Raw genomic sequence first — 17,939 nt, 5'->3', positions numbered from 1 at the left:
CGGCAGGCCAACAAGGCCATCCACCGCGTGGTCCTCGTAAGGATGCGCTACGACAGCCGAACCCGCAGCTACGTGGCCAAGAGACGACAGGAAGGAAAAAGCACCAAGGAAATCATGCGCTGCCTCAAACGCTACGTCGCCCGGGAAATCTACGACCAACTTCTCCACCCGCAACCCGCCCCGGACCCCGGACCCCTGCGGGCGGTGCGGACAGCCAAGCACCTGACCCTCCAGCAAGCCGCCGACGCCCTGCACGTCTGGCCGACCACGTTATCCCGCCTGGAACGCGGACTCACCCACGACAACGACTTCCATAAACGCTACGAAACCTGGCTCAACGACCAATCCCCTGCAACCGTGCAGATGCCCGCATCCTTGGTTGGCCCGTGTGCTGCCTGCCCGACCGGGGCCGCAGAGGCTCCGGGGTCAAGGGCGGCCGCAGGCCGTCGCGCAGCGATCACAGACCCTTGAGGCCGGAGTGGCGGCCCCGGTAACCTGGCGCGGCGCGTGGCTCAGCGACCATTGACAAGAATAGGAGCATCATTGTCCACACGCCCTTTCTGACAGATTTTGAACAACCGACAGCGACTGCCGCGCCCCCAACCAGGAGGCGCGGCAGCTCTGTGTTCTGATGCTGTCCGGAATGGATTTCCGGACAGCCGGTTCTGGCCGCCTTAGTTCGCAGCACTTGTGCGGACTCGAACTCCCTCATGCGATTCTCCCTTCAGACCTTTCATGGGCTGAGGCGTGGGAACTTGTATGACCGCACGCCGGGCAGCCAGACGGCCGGGGCGATGGCAGCTACGAGGGGTCAAGAAAGCCAGCAAAGAGAATGCCAACGCCCAAGGCAGCATCAGGCGCCACCCGCCTCAGGCACTCCACCAGCTGAGGCCTCAGTGGTCGACCCCAAGGAGGCACCGCGATTCGTGGGGCAGCGCAGCCCGGAGATTTTGATGGACTGGCCATGCGATAATCGTGATCCGACCGTGCCTCGAAAGGGCCAGCCGGCATGCCAATGGGGCGAGGTGATTCACCTTCCTGGCAGCGACGTGGAGCACCGCTCTTCCTTGTGCGCCCGGCCGCACGACGTCTGCAACGTGCGCGCCGAGAAGGTGAAGATTTGCTGGCCGCCGATGGGCAGAACCAACTGGCCTTTGACAGACGCAACCGATGAACGGTGACGATGTCGCTCAGGGGCGTTCGAAAAGTATCAAACACGGTTGGTGCCCGGAACGGGGATTTCTGCGACAGAATCTATTCGAAGACTACTGCTGACCCCGGTCGGCTATCGAGGGATCCCGCGGCCCGCTACAGGGCATGCCAGATACATGCTATGTCGCGGCGCCATGTTCGGGCGCGACTGATTCTTGAATGCGCGCATCCGCGAGGGCTTCAGCTAGTTTCCTGGGCTTGCGGTTACTAAACCAGGTTTTGGTATATGAGACCGTTTGCGTTCCCCACTGCCCAATACGAAGAAGCGGCTGTGTTTTTCTCGTATTAAGGTCGAATGTCATCGCAGTTCGCATCGAGCTGCAGACTGTCATAAGTGCCTGATATTCAGCCTCGCACAGGCCCTGGGTGCTGTGGTTGTCACGGCCGCGGAGCAGGGCCGCATTGACTTCCTGCATGTCGCCGTAGCGTTGACGAGCGCGGTGGGAAAGATACATCCCGCCATCAGCGTAATACCACTCCCGGAGAGCCCGGTGGAAAGCCGAAATCTGTAAGACACTCAGGTTATTCTGCGGCCACCGGGATGCGGTTGCCGTGTGAGCCCATAGCTTTGGATATGTCTCCAGCCTGCGTGCGCGGAGAGCATCGTCGATTTTTGCGCGAGATGCGATAGCTGCGCCTAGCAGCGCAGAAACCAGAGCGAGCATTGCCACCAGTACGGTGGCAATGGGCGCAGCGATGGCCGTGATCAACTCATTCGACAACATAGTCTCCGGTCCTACCTAAACTGCAGCATGGCGTCCCTGCTTCGCAACCGCTGGAACTCCCGGTCAACCAAAAATCAGGTGCACAGCAAGTCGCTCCTGACTCGACTGTGATCCCCTGAATTCAGCTCCCTACCACCGTGGGCTCATGTCCACTCGCCATGACGGCGAAATCTCTCGCGGTAGGGACACAAATCCCTGATGCCGCAGACTGTGTGTGGCCAGTCCCATTTGCAGGTCAACGGGGCCTGAGCCGACTTCGGAGCCAACCTCTCGAGTGCCTGTACCGCAGCGTCTTGCTTGTCGTTGCTCCATCCGTACCGCCCGTGCCACCCCTCAGCGGAGAGTATCCCGATGGCAGACCGTGTGAACCCGAACGTTTTGAGTGCATCGGCGTAGTTGGCCAGCGGCTCATCCCCGCTGTCATCGTCCGCCGTCATGTCCCAAGGTGACGCCACCTTGTAGCCTGTCCGCTCGCAGAGGAGACTCAATACCAAGGCCGCCCCGATCAGTACGAATACGCCGAGCGCAATACCCGTAGCCAGCCACAAGACAGTGAACGTGCCAATGTCAAGCAGAACAGTGGGGGTAGAACTATCGGCCTCTTGCGCAAACGCCAATGCTCCTGCGGCCACGATCGGCTGAGCGACCGCCACAGCCGCCAGACCGCGTAGCCGGGCCACCATACGAGCAGCGACCCCGGTGAAGGATGAGTGGGCGATCATCGCGCCAACTGCCGCCGCCGTCGTGATTAGGAGCGCGATAATGTTCGTTACTTGCCCCGTTGGCCACTGCATAGTGTGCGCCGATGCCTGAAGTAAAAGCGAAATCAGCACCAGCGCAACTAATGCACACGAGAAGGTGGCGTTCGTGAGCCAGCCTCGCGAAGTGACTCTAAAATCTACTTGCGCCTGGCAGAGCGAGCCGTTCGGCACCTCGACTCCGTGGAGGCCCACGGTGGCTGTATGCCCCACCACGTGGTCGTGGGTGTAGGGACCGCCGTTCTCGTTCGGGCGACCCGCGAGCAGCTGAGCACGAACGACTTCAACCCCCTCAGGGGCCGTCAACTCAAGGTGACAGCTGGACGCCTTCTCGGCGCCAGGCACCTGAACACGAATGCTTGTCGGTCGCAGCCCCAGAGCTGACGGAAATCCCGTCCAAAGCTTCCGCCCTGCTTGACGAAACCACCAGCCAGACCTCTGACGAAAGGGCACCCCTATAGCCGGCCTGTCGTCATGCTCGTACAGCGTCGCTTCATCAGTGTCCGTAAAGCGGGGCGTCATCCGTGACCACCCCGTAGGTTCGCTGAACTCGAGATTGAGTAACCGGTGCCGTTTGGCCTGCATCTTTTCGGCCCCTGCGGGAAGGAAAACGTACAAGGAAAAGTTTCGGCGGAGAAGGTAGACCACAGCGCGGACAATAGAACTCTCGGTGAGGGGACTTAGGTGGTATGGCACCGGACCGCTCGAACCCTCGAAAAGCGCCAGCGCGTCATTCGTCTCCCTACGCGACCCCGAGACCAACTGACGGATGAAGACGCGGACGTCCTCTTGCGCAGCAAGCTCAGGTGAGACGGTCCCGGCTGCGGCCAGCAGGATCGACTCGTCAAGTTGCTGCGTGAGACGGATTCCCGGCGTCGGAAGGACATTGCCAACCTCATCCGTGATACGCATATTGACCAAAGTGCGCCGTCGCATGAGCGATATGGGCACGATCCAGAACCGGTCACCGATCTTGTCGACGACGAGCGGCGCGTCCTCCCGAATATTGAAGTCAACCGTGAGCCGGCGAGTTACATTACGGTCTTGATCGAAACTAAGCTTCTCCACCCGCCGGACTACCCAACGGCTAAACTGCAGTTCGGCCAGAAGCAAGCGCCGGCCGAGCTCGCCGCAAAAAGGTTCGGGTGACGCGGCACGGTTATGGTCTCGGGTCTGGCTGACGATGAGCGCTTGATCAGTAGGATCGACCGACCACTCAACCACCTTGATGTCCTCTGGCTGTACCCGCTCCGGCTTTTGTCCGTCGAACATTGACACCTCCGCGGCTTGGCATTTGAATACTGAAACTCGTAACGCGCCCAGCTGTGCTCGCAACCTACCAACCACCGCGTTACAGGGGCGTTACCGATATCCGCACACTAGGCATAAGGGGCAGAGACCGAGGCCGAGAACGATCTCAAGGTCTGGGAGAGGCAAGCGCGCCGGCTATCGAGGTACCGACGGCGCGTGACCCGCAGGGACCATCCTCCATCCCATTAGGCAAAGCCCCACCGGCCTTCTTCGATCGGACTGCCACGGCCGAGGTCATCGGGCCCAACGAGTTCGCCCCGGCGCGGGGCTGCACCGCCGGTTCTTGCGTTTGTCGCGGCGGCCCGACGCCAGTCCGTGGGGCGCGGTAGCATGCGGGGAGCATAGGGCGAGTGGCCAAAAAGGGGCCAACGCTCGGGACTCGCGAGGAACTCTTTGAGGCGCGCTGCGGCGTGTTCGGCAGCTGCTGGGCTGACCCACTCATCGCGGCCGACGACGACGAGCACGAGCCTGTCATCGTCCAACGCGACGCGGAGAAGATCCCAGAGCTTCCCCTGGTCCTGGCCAGTTAGCCAAGCTTGCGGAGCCGACAGGATCGAGTGCTCCGAGGGCCATGGAACGCCTGCTAGGTCCTGAAAGAATTCTCCCCCGCTGAGCTCGGTGGTAGCGCCATCGGGGCCGTTCTCGACAAGGCCCGGATTGAGGCATTCGCAGGTGCAGTACGCGGGCCCCGGAGCGGACGACTGACCGGTGAGATTAGATAAAGGCCTCGCGGCGTCAAGTCTGGATCGAAATGCACACAGCCAAGCGGGTGTCGAGTCGGTTTGCGTATTGGATGGATATATGACTAGATTTGTCACACCGGCGAATAGGGGGAATCGTGATATCTGTGGCGAGCCCCTCCAGAGTGAATATCCTCGGGAGTCAGCCACAACATCTCCCGCAGGAATCCACGGAAACACTGCTTTTTGGAGTACCTTCCAAGTTAGTCGGGCTCGGCCTTATGCCGACGCCTCGCGGCAGGTGCTGCCATACACTTAGCGCCCCCGCTAATCCCCTAGGGTCAGTCGTTTGATGAGCGACGCATTGCCCGACGCCTGCCGGCAACGACGGACACCTTCTGCAGCAGCGTCATTGCCGAAGCGGAACGGGACTAGCGAACCGACGAGACAACGCTCAATTCGTATCCACGGCAGATCATTTGGAGGCGGGGCAATCTTGAGCAAACCTTTGGCAAACGTGGGCCAATTCCTGATTCCTGTGCAGCAGGATCAAGGTGACCGGCGGTTGCTGGTTCTCGGGCCCCCTGGCAGAACGCCCCAAGTCGCCGTTCGGACAGCCGAGGCGGACCCGAGCATAAGAGAGTCCGCGGTCTTCCAGCATGTGGGTGGCCGCAGACTGCGAGTAAGGTGAAATGCCATGAAAAGCGATGATCGTCCGTCAGCAATCTCCGATCAAGACGGAACAGGCTCGACAATTCCGTCTATGGGCACGCTAGTCATCCGGACCTGGTATGAGCCGGGTCAGGTGCCCGGTTTCCGCGCCAGGCTAACTTATAGCCGGGATCCGCAAGGTGAACCCAACACGGTCTCCACTGCCGATCGCGACGAGGCCTTGCGTATCGTGCGTCAGTGGCTCTTTGCCCAATCCGGCTCCCCGGGAGACGTCTAGAGACATGAGCATCCGGCGCCTAGCAGCAAGATTGCCGGGACCATGCCACGGAACTCCCTAAGCGTTATAGCTTTTGGCTAGGACCTCAACCCGGTGCGCATCTACGACTCGGGCGGCCCTGGAAACGTGCCTTCACTGCGCGGATTTGCACTGTCACCGAACGCCCATAACAAGCCTTCGAATTGCTTCCGATGGCGCAATCCCCATATCCGCCTCCAGTTGCGCTTGATACTTCTCGAAGGCACGAAGCGCTGAGGCGTTGTTACCCTGCCGCCGCTCAGCCTGAATTAGGAGACTAACCGCCCTCTCGTAGAGCGGTTCAAGTTCCAATGCTGACTCGGAGGCTTCCACTGCAACCTCGCAGTCGAAGCGTGCCAGCGATTCCCGGGCGATGAGGAGAAGAGCGTGAAGACGATCCTGCCTAAGCCGGGTCTGCTCAAAAATGACCCAGTCCTCGTACCAGCCGGGGAGCAGTTCCGCATGACGTAGCTCGTGAAGGCATGAAGCAGCATTTCCGTTGAGCCCGACTTGGCGCAGATGCTGAATTTGCGACCGGATACGGTGAAGGTCGACGTCCGCCAGCTCGCTGAGTGAAAGCACGGCTCCGCCATTGATCAAAAGGCCCGGCACCTGCTTAGTGATGAGGTGCACGCTCACACGCAGGCTTTCCATGGCTCGCGGCTCGGAATGCTCCGGCCACAGTAGCCCTACCAAATAGCTCCGGGGGCGCGGACCATTTATCGCCAGCGCCGTAATCAGCCGCTGTTGGCGCGCTGCGACGTGTACGATATTGGCGCCCCAAAGAAGTTGCCATGACTGAAACAGACTTAACTGAAAATCACCATAGTCACCATTGCCCATGGTTACCCCCAAATCCAGTTGCTCTAGAGATCTGGGATAGATCTACGAACGAGGATCCGGAGTTTCGCGAAGGATGTCAATGATCAACGTAATCTGGCAGTTTCTCGGAGCAATAGAGTGTGCCGTTTGGCGGCCCTTCGCATTTAGGCATGGTTGGTCGATTTGATCCGGTAGGGGCGGTGGCCGCCGGCTGCGAGTAGGCACCTGATTCTGTAGTTGGTGAAGTTGCGGAAGCCGCGGAAGCCGCGGGCGATTCTTCGGGTGGTTTCGATGACGCCGTTGATTGCTTCGGTGGGACCATTGGAGGCGCCGTTGGTGTCGAAGTAGGCGAGGATCGCGGTCTTCCATTGTTTGAGGGTCCGGCCGAGGCGGGCGACTTCAGGGATCGGGCAGGTCGGGAATGATGTGATGACCTCGTTGACGAGTTCCCTGCCCCGTTCCGGTTTGGCGTGATAGATCGCCCGGAGCTTTTGGTAGCACTGCCAGACCAGTGTGACTTCGTGGTCGGGGTCCCCGGCGGCGAGTTTCGCATCGAGCCGGGCGGTCTGTTTGTCGGTGAGGTGTTCAGCGCCGATCTGCAGGGTTCTGCGGATCCCGTAGAGCGGATCGCCCTTACGGCCCCGGTGGCCCAGAGTGTCCTGCTGGACCCTGCGGCGGACTTCATCGATCATGGCTGAGCCGAGCTTCACGACGTGGAACGCGTCCAGCACCGTGATGGCTTCGGGCAGTTCGTCGCGGATCGCGTTGGCGTAGCCGCGGAACGGATCCAGGGCCGCTGTCTTGATTCCGGCAGTGAAGCCGGCGCCGCGGTCTTTGAGCCAGTCGGCGTAGGCCTTCCCGGACCGTCCCGGAACCAGGTCCAGCAACCGGGCATGCACCATCCCGTGGGCGTCACGGGTGTGGTCCACGATCCCGGTGACCATGCCGGATCCCGGTGGGCCCGTGTGTGACCAGACATGCTCGTCGACGCCGAGCGCGTTCACGCCGGCCAGCCGGTCCGTGATGCCGATGCGCCTGGTGGCCTCTGCCTTGATGGCGTCCCAGACGGTGTGCCAGGAGACGCCGAGCTGGTGGGCCAGGGCTGAGACCGAGGTGTCGAAACGCTGCAGCGTGTCGGTCGCCCATGCCACTGCCCGGGCCGTGAGTTTCGCCCGCGGCCCTGCCAGCGGGTGTTCCTCGGTGAAAGTGTTCCCCGGACAGCCCGGGTCCGGGCAGCGCCAGACGCGCTTGGCCCACAGCAGCCGCACCGGCCTGCCGAAACAGGGAATGTCATGAAGCCGGACCTGACGGCGTCCGTGGCCGATCGCGATGACGCCGCAGTCCGGGCAGCCGCTGAGGGTTTCACCGGTTTCGACGCGCAGAATCAGGCCGTTCGCGGTCGCCGTGACGGAGCTGATGTGGATGCCCTCGACACCGAGCAGAGCATCCGCTCGCGTGCACCAGCGGCCACCGGAACAAGACATAGAGTTATTCATGTCAGGGTCTCTTTTGGGTATTGGTTTGCTTGGTCGCAACCAATTCAAAGAGGCCCTGACCTCTTTCCCACCGCACCACGCCGCACCGAAAACGTCGAACGCCGCACGGCGGTAGTCTCAGCCAGCCCTAACCATGCTCATCTGCGAAGGGCCCGTTTGGCGTCATTGGGGAATCCCCAACAATTGTCGACCCCACTGCTGAACTAACGGTCTAGACTTGGTCTGCCGGCTCGTCGGGAACCAGCGGTTAGCAATTCCTGTAGCCCACTGGGCCGCTCACCAGAAACAGATTGCCCACCGACGTTCGGCCCTCCGACCGGCGCGCACGTATCCACACAAGAATGATCGTGAGTAGCGCGGACTATTGGAAATTTTGCGCCTCGATGGGCCCAGGCGGGAGGACGATTTCTGCGTTCCATTCTCGAACGGTTGACCGCACCGACATCAAACGCGACACCGTCCCCTCCGGCCAACGGCTCGTTCCTCACCGACCCTCCAACGTCGTCGTGCTTGGGCCGCCCGGAACCGCTGAACCACGTATGCTAGGCAGCGATAGTTCGATCCGCAGGGTTATAGCATTCTTCGGTCCGTGAGCAGTTGAGCTGCCGCAGGGCCTCAACCGCGGGACGAAGGCCGACCGCGGAGCCTTCCAGAGCACTCCCTGCTTTCGGCAGCAGCTACCCGAGGGCGGCCCATGTCATCGCCCCGACTATCCCGTCTGCGGTCAGGCCGTTGGCGCGCTGGAAGGAACGTGCGGCGGATTCAGTGCCCGGGCCAAAGATGCCGTCGATGGTCAGCCTGCAGCCTAGGGCAAAGAGCCGCTGCTGGAAATAGGTGACATGCTCGCCAGTTGAACCTCGGCGGATCTGAGGTCGCGTAGCGGTGGTAGTGGATCCGCCCCCTTGGGTGGGCCCAAAAACTCCCAGGTGAGCCGAGTCTGAAAGTACTGAAGCAGTCGAAGAGACCCTGGACTGCTGAAGGGGAACCGACGAGTTCGCGCCGACATAATCACCGTATTGCAACGTCATCCGCAAAATCAGGCTCCGATTGCGTACCATCGCTTTCAGCCGGCCGAACACCTGCGGCACGATCTCTTTCGTAGCGCATTACGGTCTCCCCGACTATGTTGTCTGCCATCTCCTTGCAGCGCTTCGCCGCTGAACGTTCCCGGCATTCAAGCACGCCCAGACGCCCCGTGAGAATAGTGGCCATGTCGACGGCCGCGAGCCAGCAGTCCAGTGTGAGGCACAGTCTGTCGACATACTCCGAAGCGGAGTTGTAGCCACTCCAAATTAGCTTCACGTCACGTTCCGCGACTCGTGCTTCCACATAGAGTTGCTTCAGCTTGTCGGCATCCGGATCCGCGGCCAGAGCTTCGGCCAGAGTCTTGACAGCGGCAACTGAGGCTGCAAGTCGAGCACTGAGATTGGTCGGCTCTTCAAGCAGCTCAAGCATGCATTTGCGGTAAGTTGCCATCTTCCCTTCGTACTCGGCCAGTTTTCGTCGCGCACCGACCAGCTCAAGTCCCCTTACGTCCAAGTCAAAATCGCATGGTTCCACGACGCAAGTCGGCAGTGACCCGGCACATTTCTCCACAGTTCGGAGGATGGCCTCAAACGCTTCGTCGAGTCGTTTTGCCGTTGTATTCTTTGGCATGGCGCACCGAATTCGTTCCTGGACTCGTTCCAGTTGCTCCGTTATTTCGTTGACTTGCGGAAGCAATTCTTTTCGCAGGTTCGGATACTCTTTTCTGACTTTTGTGTAGGACTGTATCGTCGAATCTATGTCCGTTTTCTGTTTCGATGCGAAGTCCGCTTCACGGGCAAGGCCTTCACTCTTGCACAAGTGGGTGTCGATAGTACTTGAGTCACACCGACAGTCCTTCTGATTCGGTTCCGGGGCCTTGTCTTCTTGCTCGCGCGCGTGCTGGTCGTCGGGATCTCGCACGTCAGGATCGTCGGGATCTCGCACGTCAGGATCGTCGTGACATTCGCGGCCATGACCATTGTGGTTATGGCCATCGCGGCCATGACCGAAATTCGTCTGGCCCTCGTGCTGTTCCCGGCTCTGATCGTCAGACATGTATCGCTCCTGTTCAGTGTCCTCGCCGTTTCAACAAGAGTTTCCGCCCCGCTGTGTCACCACACCGTTTCATTTGCGACTGAAATACCACCGGCCGCCCCGCGCGACGCTCCCGTGACGCGCGGCGGGGAGTATCGATTGCATGGCCGGAAACCGAGCGTTGGCTGCCGTCGGGCGCAGCATTGTTGACCTGCTGAATCGCAGGTTGGCCGAAATGCTGCCCGCCCCGCGGCCCAGGGCCGTCCTGGCCGGCACCGCCGACTTCGAAGAGGCCAACGGTAGCCCGGTGGCGACGATCAGCTATCCGCCGGGCGTCATCACCATCTATTGCTACCGTGTCACCGTGGACCCGCAAACCCGGCCAGGGTGGTCCGCCGTCGCATTCGGAGACGGCGTCCCGCGGATCCCGCTTCGCCTGCACATGCTGATCGCTGCCTGGGACACGGTGGTGGAGAGCGAACTGGAATGGCTCGGGATGGCCGCACAGATCCTCGAAAGCGAAGGCATTCTCAGTGGGCCATTGCTGCATCCCAGCGGCGACTGGGAGGCCGGTGAAGTGGTGCAGGTGGTACTCGATGATCTGTCACAGGACTCCATGAGCGACGCGTTTCAAGCACTCACGACGGAATACCGGCTTTCGCTGCCCTACGTTGCCAGGGTTATCTGTATCACGGGCCGGAAGGCCGATGATGCCGCCCGAGTCAGCACGGTAGCCGTCCGCACGGACGCCACGCCATGATCATCCTCGAGACTGGCATCGGACCTGCACTCCTGATGCACCGGCTTGCGCTCGCACTCGAATGCATCGATTCCGTCACGGAGCGACCGGTCCGCTCTGGCGTGCGGATCGGTCGTGAGGTACGTGGACCTCAAATCGGGCGTGAACAAGATGCTGGCTGGCCCTGCGTAGATCTGCTGGACAAAGGCGTCGGCCGGGGCGTGCTGACCTTCGGGCAGCCGCTGCCGGACGTCGTGACGATCCGCATTGCCGACCCCACACGGCACGCTGTTCCGCGCCGGCTGAGCATACCGCTTTGGCCCGCCCCCGATGGGGCCAACGCAGCCCTTGCCGCCGTTCCTGCCGCATCCCGGTCGGCGCGGCCTTGGCTCCTGCCCGGCTCTGCCTATCTTCTTCCACCAGGCGCCACTTCCGTGCGCGGAACGCTAGTGCGAGGCGGATCCGCGTTACGGTGGGCCAGGATTACTGCCAGGGGTCCCGGCGGCATGGTCGTCGGCCGTGCCCACGCCGACGACCGTGGCGAATTCCTGCTGGTAATTTCGTCAACAGGCACCCTGCCGCCGCCCGCCCCGAGCGAACTGGACATCACCCTCGAGATCCACGCCGGCCCCCAGGCGGCCGCGGCCGCTGACAATCTCGGGGACCTGCCCATCGAACGACTGATCATGCCGGCGGCGCCGCCCGATCCAGGAGACCTACTCAACGACACGATCAGGGGCCGGACTACACCCCCGGGCTATACGGGTTCGATTCCGCTTGGCCCCTACACCGTCCCGATCGGATCTCAGTTTTCCCTGTCCACACGCGTCGTTTTTCCGTAACAGCTAGTAAGGGAGGCATTCATGCCCGAGTACCTGACTCCAGGTGTGTACGTAGAGGAGACAAGCTTCCGATCGCGTTCCATCGAGGGCGTGCCCACCAGCACCCTCGGCATTACGGGGCTGACGGCCTATGGGCCCGTTCCCTACCAGTTGGAGTCCCCCGAGGTCATCATGGTGCCCCGGCCGCCCCTGGTGACCAGTTACACCGAATTTGAACGGGCCTTCGGCGGACTGTCGCCCGTCGGCGACGGCCCCGACAAACACAATTATGTTGCACTCGCGGCCCGGGCCTTCTTCGAAAACGGGGGTCGCCGGCTCTACGTCCAGCGGGTGTTCGACTTCGTGAACGACGCCAACAATAACATCGACGTCGCGGCGAATTTTGCGGCTCTGCCCCTTGCCGCGCCGCCGGCTGCAACGCCAACTTGGTGGGCGCGCTGGCCCGGAAGGGCCGGGAATGCCGTCAGCATCCGGTCCCGGTTCCGGCGCAGCAAGAACGTCATCGTCCAACGGGGCGGCATCAACGTCATCACCGGGCTGGCACCAGGAGCCGCCGTCGAGGTGATAGCTGCAGCTCCCGCTGACGATGTGTTGCCGGTTACCGGAAACATCCGGATTGTGATGGCCAATGCCGCCGGTGAACTTGGGTTCGACAACGCCGGCGCCTTCGCCGCGGTGGGGGCCGTTACCGCGGCGTTCCATATCACCCTGGATATCGACGTCCGTTTCGGCGCGGACCGCGTGGATACCTACAGCGGTCTGGAACTGGGGAGCCAGCATCCGCGTTCGATCACGACCGTGCTTCGAGCTGCCGACCCGGTGGACGAATTCAGTCTGGTCTGGCTTGACCGCAGCCTGCCGGCGGGAGCGCCCGCCGGGACGCCTCTGCCGACGGACGCTGAGGTGCTGGCCGCTGTGCTGCGGACGGCAGGCTTCCGGTTTCTCACCGGCGGGACCGAGGGGAACGCTCTGACACCGGGTCTCTTGAAAGGCGAACCTTCGAGCCCGGACGACCCGAAGAAGGCTGCCAAGGGCCTCGGAGCGCTTGCAGAAGTTGACGACATCGCCATCGTGGCCATGCCGGACACGGTTCGATTCGACCAACCGGACGCGCAGAAGGTGGCAGTCGACCATCTGATTGGACACTGCGAGTCCCTCCGATACCGTATCGCCGTCGTCGATCCGCCGAAGGACAGCTCCATCACCGGAGTGCGGACGTTCAGATCCCAGTTCGATTCAAATTATGCGGCGATCTACTACCCCTGGATCCAGACTGTCGATCCGAGCGCAAAACTGGACCCCGGCTCCCCGACGTCCCTGTTGGACGTCCCGCCGTCCGGATATGCTGCCGGCATTTATGCCAGGACCGATGTCCGGCGAGGCGTGCACAAGGCGCCTGCCAACGAGGTAGTGCTTGGGATCAGCAAGTTCAAGGAGAACATCACCTACGACCGGCAGGCCGTGCTGAACCCCGAGGGGGTCAACGCGCTCCGTTTCTTCCCCGGCAGGAGCAACCGGATCTGGGGTGCCCGGACGATGACCTCTGACCCCGAGTGGAAATACGTCAACGTTCGCCGGCTCTTCATCTATCTGGAGCATTCCATCGAGAAGTCGACACAGTGGGCCGTCTTCGAACCGAACAATGAGCGGCTTTGGGGCAACATCCGGCAAGGCATCGAAGACTTCCTGCTGGTGACCTGGCGCACCGGGGCACTCATGGGCACAAAACCCGAACAGGCCTTCTTCGTCCGTTGTGACCGGACGACGATGACGCAAAACGATCTGGACAATGGGCGGCTGATCTGCCTGATAGGTGTTGCCCCGACCTACCCCGCGGAGTTCGTCATTTTCCGAATCGGCCAATGGACCGCCGACTCGCCGCAGAGCTAATACCGACAGAGGAGATGAGAAACAGTGGCTGAACGAGACAACCCCTACGGCGCCTTCAACTTCATGGTCAACCTGGGTGACTCGGGGGTCGAGAACCAAATCGTCGGTGGATTTAGCGATGTCAGCGGCCTGGGCAACGAAATTAAGTACTCCGAATACCGGAACGGCAATGACATGGAAAATCATGTCCGAAAGGTCCCCAACATCAACACTGTGGACGACGTGAGCCTAAAACGGGGTGTGATCGGGGACCTGAGGCTGTTCACCTGGCTCAAGAACACCCGTGAAGGTGACGCCCAGCCGCAGACAGTCACCATTACGCTGCTGGACGAGGGCCGCCACGCCGTCTGCAAGTGGGTGCTGCAGCGGGCCCAACCCAAAAAGTGGGTCGGGCCAACGCTCGCCGCCAAGGGCGGCGGTGAAGTTGCCGTCGAGGAACTCCAGCTCGTGGCCGAGCGTATCGACTTTGTCGCCAGCTGATGGCCGAGGACCTGCGGCTGGGCGCGCCGGGGGTGTACTCCGCTCCGCGGGGGGACATCCCCGCACCCTTGGCGCCGGTGCGGCTGGACATCGCTGGCTTTGCCGGCGTATGTTTCCGGGGCCCGGTGAACATCCCGACGACGGTGCCGAGCTGGTCTGATTTTCAGCGGATCTTCGGCTCCCTGGCAAGTGCTCAGGGTGCCTGTCCCGGGTTCCTGCCCCGGGCCGTTCAGTCATTTTTTGCCCAGGGCGGATCCGAGGCGGTCGTCGTCCGGGTCGCGCCTGTGGATCCGGACCCCCCGGAGCCAACCGTGCCGGCACAGCCCGCCCAGGTGGAATCCACTGTTCCGCCCGGTACGGCGTTCTGCCACCTGTCCCCGCCCGACAGCACGACACCTGTGCTGACGCTGACGGCGGCTAATGAGGGGAGCTGGGGAAACCAGCTGGAGGTCCGGCTCAGTTTTGACGCCGGGCAGTCCTTCGACTGCCGGTTGGTGACCGGTCGTGGCGAGCAGCAGTTGCTGGTGATTCCCGCCGGCGTTGCGCTGGCGTCCGGGACCCTGCTGTCGGTCCGCGTCCCGGGCGGGGCAAACGTAGGGGCGCTCCACTGGGCAGAGCCTGACACGGTGATTGACGACAAGACCGGTATTGGTATCGCCGCCGCCATCCTGGCGACTCCCCTGACGGACCTGCCCGCGGGCAGCCGGTTGGCGGCCACGGAGATCACGGCAACGCTTACCGTCCTGGACCACGACCCTGCGTTCGGCCGCGAAGAGAGGCTCCCCCGGCTTGGCTTGCACCCGGCCCATCCACGCTGGATCGCGACCGTGCTGCAACGGGAGTCGGAGCTGGTTCGGCTCCATGCTCCCCTGCCGGGACCGGTCCTTCCGCCCGACGGGCGGCTGGCCGGCCTCAGCTCCCGCGGCGCCCCGACGGGCGGGATGGACCGCTGGGAGGCCATTACGATCCGGAGCTTCTTTGACGACCCGTCCGTCGACTCGGACCCGCTGGATCAGCACTGCCACCGGGGCGTCAACGCGCTGTCCAGGGCGGACGACGTCGGAATCCTGGCGGTGCCCGACATAACCTGGTCGTGGGCCGTCGACGCGCCTCCCCCGGGGCCCCCGCCGCGGCGATGGTTGCCGCGGGCCGTCCAGTCCTGCGCCCCGGGAACGGCCCCTCCCGCTGAGCCAGTGCCGCCGCCAGCGGCCCACCTCGATCCGCGCGAGCCTGGCCAGCTGGCCGAGCTGGCGCGCCGCCAGCAGCGGCTGGTGGCCATTGCCGAAGTCAGGAAACGGTTTGTGGTGGGACTCGACGCCCCACTGGGCCTCGGCATAGCTGGGCTCTTGAGCTGGCGGGCCGAATTCGATTCGAGCTTTGCGGCCGCGTATCACCCGTGGCTGCGCGTCTCCTCACCGGCGGACCGGGGCCAGACCGTACTGGTGCCGCCGTCCGCCTTCGCCGCCGGCATACTAGCCACCAGGGAGCGCCGCCGCGGCCTGATCTGGGGCCCTGCCAACGAGCTTGCGGCCGGGGCCGTGACAAGCAGCGATCCCTCGGCCGCCGCCAACGCCGACCGGCTGCACCTTAGCGCCATCAACACTTTCGTGCCCGAGCGGGACGGGCTCCGGCTTACGGGAGCGCGGACCCTGTCGGCCGATCCCGCGTATCGGCAGCTGAGCATCCGGCGGTTCATGACCATGTTGGCCCTTTCGATCGAACGCGAGTGCAGCTGGGTTGTGTTTGAATCCAACAACATCACCCTTCGGCTGGCGCTGCACAACAACCTTACGAATTTCCTCACCGGTCTGTTCCGCCAGGGTGCCTTCGCCGGAGCCAGCGAACGGGACTCATTCTTCGTCCATTGCGACGAGGTGCTCAACTCCACGTCATCCCTGGCCGGTGGGTTCCTGCTCGCCGAGGTGGGTGTCGCACCGGCCGCTCCGCTTGAGTATCTGGTCCTGCGCGTTGCCCAAGACTCCGGCGGCCTGCTGGAGGTGGAGGAAAAGCGTGGCTGAGACAAAGGAATTGCTTGCGACCTTCCGCTTCACCGTGACATTGACCCGAAGTCCCGGAGGCGGAGCGGGGGGGCCCGCGCTGCTGGGCACCGGCGCGTTCGCCGAATGCACCGGTCTCGATCTGGAGGCCGATATTAAGGAATACGCAGAAGGCGGGCGGAACTTTGGCATGATCCGCATGGTTGGCCGGTCCAAGAGCACGCCGCTAGTGCTCAAGCGGGGCATGGTCGTGGCCGCGGACGGCGGCATCGTGGACTCGGCGTTGTGGGACTGGATCTCCGCCGTGGTCACGGGACGTCTGCCGATTCCCCGCTATGACGGACTGGTCCAGGTCCATGATCCGGGAATGCAACGGGTCCTCGCACAGTGGAGCTTTGAACGTGGCCTCCCGGGCAAGGTGTCGGGCCCGGTCCTGAATGCAAAGACCGGGGAAGTCGCGATCGAGGAACTCCAGATCCTCCATGAGGGACTGCGGATGGTGGTGGACCTGTGAGCGGCAAACTGGAAAAGGCCCGGATCTTCGTCCTGAAGGAAACACCTTCCGGCTCGGCCGATTCCCCGCCCACGGTGAGTCCGGTCGGCGAGCCTATTCTCGTGCAGTTCAACCCGGCCACGCTCAGGATTGAACGGCAGAACAATAATCAGGGCAGCGCAACCACGCAGTCCCAGGCCCGCCAGCACTCCTCCTCCAGTCCAGCCACCCTGAGCCTCGACCTTCAGTTCGACACAGCCGAAGGCGACGGCGACGGCAATCCGCAGGATGTGCGTGACAAGACCCAGCAAATCCGGCAGTTTGTTGAACCCCGGGCCGACGATGCTTCCTCCCCGCCACCGCGGATGCGGTTCATCTGGGGAAACTTCCAGTTCGACGGCATTGTCACGAAGGTCAGCGAGGAGCTGGACTACTTCGACGCGGACGGGACCGCGCTTCGGGCGAAACTGAATCTGTCCGTCACCGAGCAGGACCCAAAGTTCGAACGGAACCAAAGCGGCAACGGCGCCCGGACGGCCACGAATGCGACAGAACCCGGAGGCTCGCCAATCGCCGTCGGCCCGGGATCCCCGCCGAGCCGCCGCCCGGACCGCACCGACCTCGCACAGGCCAACGAAAGCGTCCAGCAACTGTTGCGGCGCAGCGGGCTGGACCCCGCCGCATGGCGGTCCGCCATGACCGGCCTCGACAGTCCACTGGGACTCAGTGCCGGCGCCGAAGTCCAGCTGGCCGCGACAGGCGCAGGGACCGGGGTTGGGTCATCAGCCGGTTTCGCCGCAACCGGCGGGGACGCTTCCCTGGAACAGGCACTCGGGGCCACCCGTAGCGGAGCACCTGCAACGCCGGGTTCCGCTGCCGGTACTGCCGCCGCCCGGCGCGAGGCGGGGTTTATCCTCTCGGCCAACGGCGGGATTGCCGCAGCCAGCGCGGCCATCCAGACCCGGGCCGCAGCGCAGGCCACCGCTGCAGCCCGGAGTGGATTCGCGGTGCCGCCTCCATCTTCCCAGTCCTCCCCGGCGCCTGACGCCGCTGCGGACCAGCGGTCCAGAAGCTACGGAAAAAACGTTCCGCTGCGGGCGAGGGCCAACCCGGACAGTCTCCGGCGAGCCGCAGCGGAAGGGACCATCAACCTCTCCCCGCGTGCCCGGGCCGGCGAAATCGGGCTGGCAGAGTCCCCTTCGCACGCACCGTGGCGCTCCCTTCCCGTGGACGGAACCGGACGGACCGCCGCCGATCAACAGCAACGCGCCCGTGACGCAGGAGAAAGCACACTGAGGTTCAGATCCAGGAGGTGACCGGAAGTGGCTGTACACATCGAGGAAGTCCGCGCCGAAATCATTCCGATTACAGAGCGGCAAGACGCCGGGTCAGGTGACGCACTCAGGCAAAGCGTCGAACAGCGCTGTCTGGAGGTCCTTGCCCGGGCTGATCGGCTCGGTTTGCGT

15 protein-coding genes are annotated in these 17,939 nt (G+C 63.0%); 9 read left to right on the top strand and 6 right to left on the bottom strand.

Annotated elements, in window-relative coordinates; translation table 11 throughout:
• Positions 1 to 471 (top strand): helix-turn-helix transcriptional regulator (locus ASG92_RS12925; protein WP_240987124.1); only part of this gene is annotated, 471 nt, incomplete at its 5' end.
• An 860-nt stretch (positions 472 to 1,331) separates the two neighbouring features.
• On the opposite strand, the gene ASG92_RS12920 is transcribed toward ASG92_RS12925, so the two are convergent.
• Both ASG92_RS12920 and ASG92_RS12915 read right to left on the bottom strand, forming a co-directional pair.
• The gene (locus ASG92_RS12920; protein WP_056628930.1) at positions 1,332 to 1,937 is read right to left on the bottom strand and encodes a hypothetical protein; all 606 of its coding nucleotides are present in this window, start codon (positions 1,935 to 1,937) and stop codon (positions 1,332 to 1,334) included.
• 143 nt (positions 1,938 to 2,080) lie between these two features.
• Positions 2,081 to 3,967, bottom strand: a complete 1,887-nt coding sequence (locus tag ASG92_RS12915) for a hypothetical protein (RefSeq protein ID WP_056628928.1) — start codon at positions 3,965 to 3,967, stop codon at positions 2,081 to 2,083.
• Between the two features lie 389 nt (positions 3,968 to 4,356).
• Between ASG92_RS12915 and ASG92_RS12910 the strand changes: the two genes are divergently transcribed.
• A complete protein-coding gene (locus tag ASG92_RS12910; protein WP_056628921.1) occupies positions 4,357 to 4,536 on the top strand; it encodes a hypothetical protein in 180 nt (59 codons plus the stop codon).
• A gap of 1,252 nt (positions 4,537 to 5,788) precedes the next feature.
• On the opposite strand, the gene ASG92_RS12905 is transcribed toward ASG92_RS12910, so the two are convergent.
• From ASG92_RS12905 to ASG92_RS12895, 4 genes are all read right to left on the bottom strand, one after another.
• Positions 5,789 to 6,496, bottom strand: a complete 708-nt coding sequence (locus ASG92_RS12905; RefSeq protein ID WP_082579488.1) for a bacterial transcriptional activator domain-containing protein — start codon at positions 6,494 to 6,496, stop codon at positions 5,789 to 5,791.
• Between the two features lie 143 nt (positions 6,497 to 6,639).
• Positions 6,640 to 7,971: an ISL3 family transposase gene (locus tag ASG92_RS12900; protein ID WP_240987123.1), complete on the bottom strand. Its 1,332-nt coding sequence runs from the start codon at positions 7,969 to 7,971 to the stop codon at positions 6,640 to 6,642.
• Positions 7,972 to 8,648: 677 nt separating this feature from the next.
• Positions 8,649 to 8,999: a peptidoglycan-binding domain-containing protein gene (locus ASG92_RS27355; protein WP_240987122.1), complete on the bottom strand. Its 351-nt coding sequence runs from the start codon at positions 8,997 to 8,999 to the stop codon at positions 8,649 to 8,651.
• Positions 8,980 to 10,053: a hypothetical protein gene (locus ASG92_RS12895; RefSeq protein ID WP_056628901.1), complete on the bottom strand. Its 1,074-nt coding sequence runs from the start codon at positions 10,051 to 10,053 to the stop codon at positions 8,980 to 8,982. Before ASG92_RS12895 ends, ASG92_RS27355 begins: the two co-directional genes overlap by 20 nt.
• Positions 10,054 to 10,195: 142 nt before the next feature.
• On the opposite strand from ASG92_RS12895, the gene ASG92_RS12890 reads away from it, so the two are divergent.
• From ASG92_RS12890 to ASG92_RS12860, 7 genes are read left to right on the top strand one after another with little or no spacing between them, the layout of a single operon-like run.
• Positions 10,196 to 10,792 carry a DUF4255 domain-containing protein gene (locus ASG92_RS12890; protein ID WP_082579486.1) on the top strand — a complete coding sequence of 199 codons (597 nt, stop codon included), beginning with the start codon at positions 10,196 to 10,198 and terminating at the stop codon, positions 10,790 to 10,792.
• On the top strand, positions 10,789 to 11,613 hold the full coding sequence (locus tag ASG92_RS12885) for a hypothetical protein (RefSeq protein ID WP_056628890.1): 825 nt from the start codon (positions 10,789 to 10,791) through the stop codon (positions 11,611 to 11,613). The genes ASG92_RS12890 and ASG92_RS12885 overlap by 4 nt, the downstream gene beginning before the upstream one ends.
• A 21-nt stretch (positions 11,614 to 11,634) precedes the next feature.
• Complete coding sequence (locus ASG92_RS12880) at positions 11,635 to 13,503, top strand: phage tail sheath subtilisin-like domain-containing protein (protein ID WP_056628888.1); 1,869 nt, start codon at positions 11,635 to 11,637, stop codon at positions 13,501 to 13,503.
• Between the two features lie 24 nt (positions 13,504 to 13,527).
• Complete coding sequence (locus ASG92_RS12875) at positions 13,528 to 13,983, top strand: phage tail protein (RefSeq protein ID WP_056628886.1); 456 nt, start codon at positions 13,528 to 13,530, stop codon at positions 13,981 to 13,983.
• Positions 13,983 to 16,001: a phage tail sheath C-terminal domain-containing protein gene (locus tag ASG92_RS12870; RefSeq protein ID WP_056628884.1), complete on the top strand. Its 2,019-nt coding sequence runs from the start codon at positions 13,983 to 13,985 to the stop codon at positions 15,999 to 16,001. The genes ASG92_RS12875 and ASG92_RS12870 overlap by 1 nt, the downstream gene beginning before the upstream one ends.
• A complete protein-coding gene (locus ASG92_RS12865; protein ID WP_056628881.1) occupies positions 15,994 to 16,494 on the top strand; it encodes a phage tail protein in 501 nt (166 codons plus the stop codon). Before ASG92_RS12870 ends, ASG92_RS12865 begins: the two co-directional genes overlap by 8 nt.
• On the top strand, positions 16,491 to 17,789 hold the full coding sequence (locus tag ASG92_RS12860) for a hypothetical protein (RefSeq protein WP_056628878.1): 1,299 nt from the start codon (positions 16,491 to 16,493) through the stop codon (positions 17,787 to 17,789). Before ASG92_RS12865 ends, ASG92_RS12860 begins: the two co-directional genes overlap by 4 nt.
• The last annotated feature ends 150 nt before the right edge of the window (positions 17,790 to 17,939 follow it).

This window comes from Arthrobacter sp. Soil736 (genome assembly GCF_001428005.1).
In the GTDB taxonomy this organism is placed as follows: domain Bacteria; phylum Actinomycetota; class Actinomycetes; order Actinomycetales; family Micrococcaceae; genus Arthrobacter.
Note: the sequence above shows the minus strand (reverse complement) of the source record. Positions and strands in the feature narration are given on the sequence as shown.

What these genes read in the sequence shown, in the direction of transcription:
- ASG92_RS12920 (WP_056628930.1), bottom strand. Translation starts at nt 1,937, where the DNA reads ATGTTGTCGAATGAGTTGATCACGGCCATCGCTGCGCCCATTGCCACC.
- ASG92_RS12895 (WP_056628901.1), bottom strand. Translation starts at nt 10,053, where the DNA reads ATGTCTGACGATCAGAGCCGGGAACAGCACGAGGGCCAGACGAATTTC.
- ASG92_RS12870 (WP_056628884.1), top strand. Translation starts at nt 13,983, where the DNA reads ATGGCCGAGGACCTGCGGCTGGGCGCGCCGGGGGTGTACTCCGCTCCG.
- ASG92_RS12880 (WP_056628888.1), top strand. Translation starts at nt 11,635, where the DNA reads ATGCCCGAGTACCTGACTCCAGGTGTGTACGTAGAGGAGACAAGCTTC.
- ASG92_RS12915 (WP_056628928.1), bottom strand. Translation starts at nt 3,967, where the DNA reads ATGTTCGACGGACAAAAGCCGGAGCGGGTACAGCCAGAGGACATCAAG.
- ASG92_RS12900 (WP_240987123.1), bottom strand. Translation starts at nt 7,971, where the DNA reads ATGAATAACTCTATGTCTTGTTCCGGTGGCCGCTGGTGCACGCGAGCG.
- ASG92_RS12885 (WP_056628890.1), top strand. Translation starts at nt 10,789, where the DNA reads ATGATCATCCTCGAGACTGGCATCGGACCTGCACTCCTGATGCACCGG.
- ASG92_RS27355 (WP_240987122.1), bottom strand. Translation starts at nt 8,999, where the DNA reads ATGACGTTGCAATACGGTGATTATGTCGGCGCGAACTCGTCGGTTCCC.
- ASG92_RS12905 (WP_082579488.1), bottom strand. Translation starts at nt 6,496, where the DNA reads ATGGGCAATGGTGACTATGGTGATTTTCAGTTAAGTCTGTTTCAGTCA.
- ASG92_RS12890 (WP_082579486.1), top strand. Translation starts at nt 10,196, where the DNA reads ATGGCCGGAAACCGAGCGTTGGCTGCCGTCGGGCGCAGCATTGTTGAC.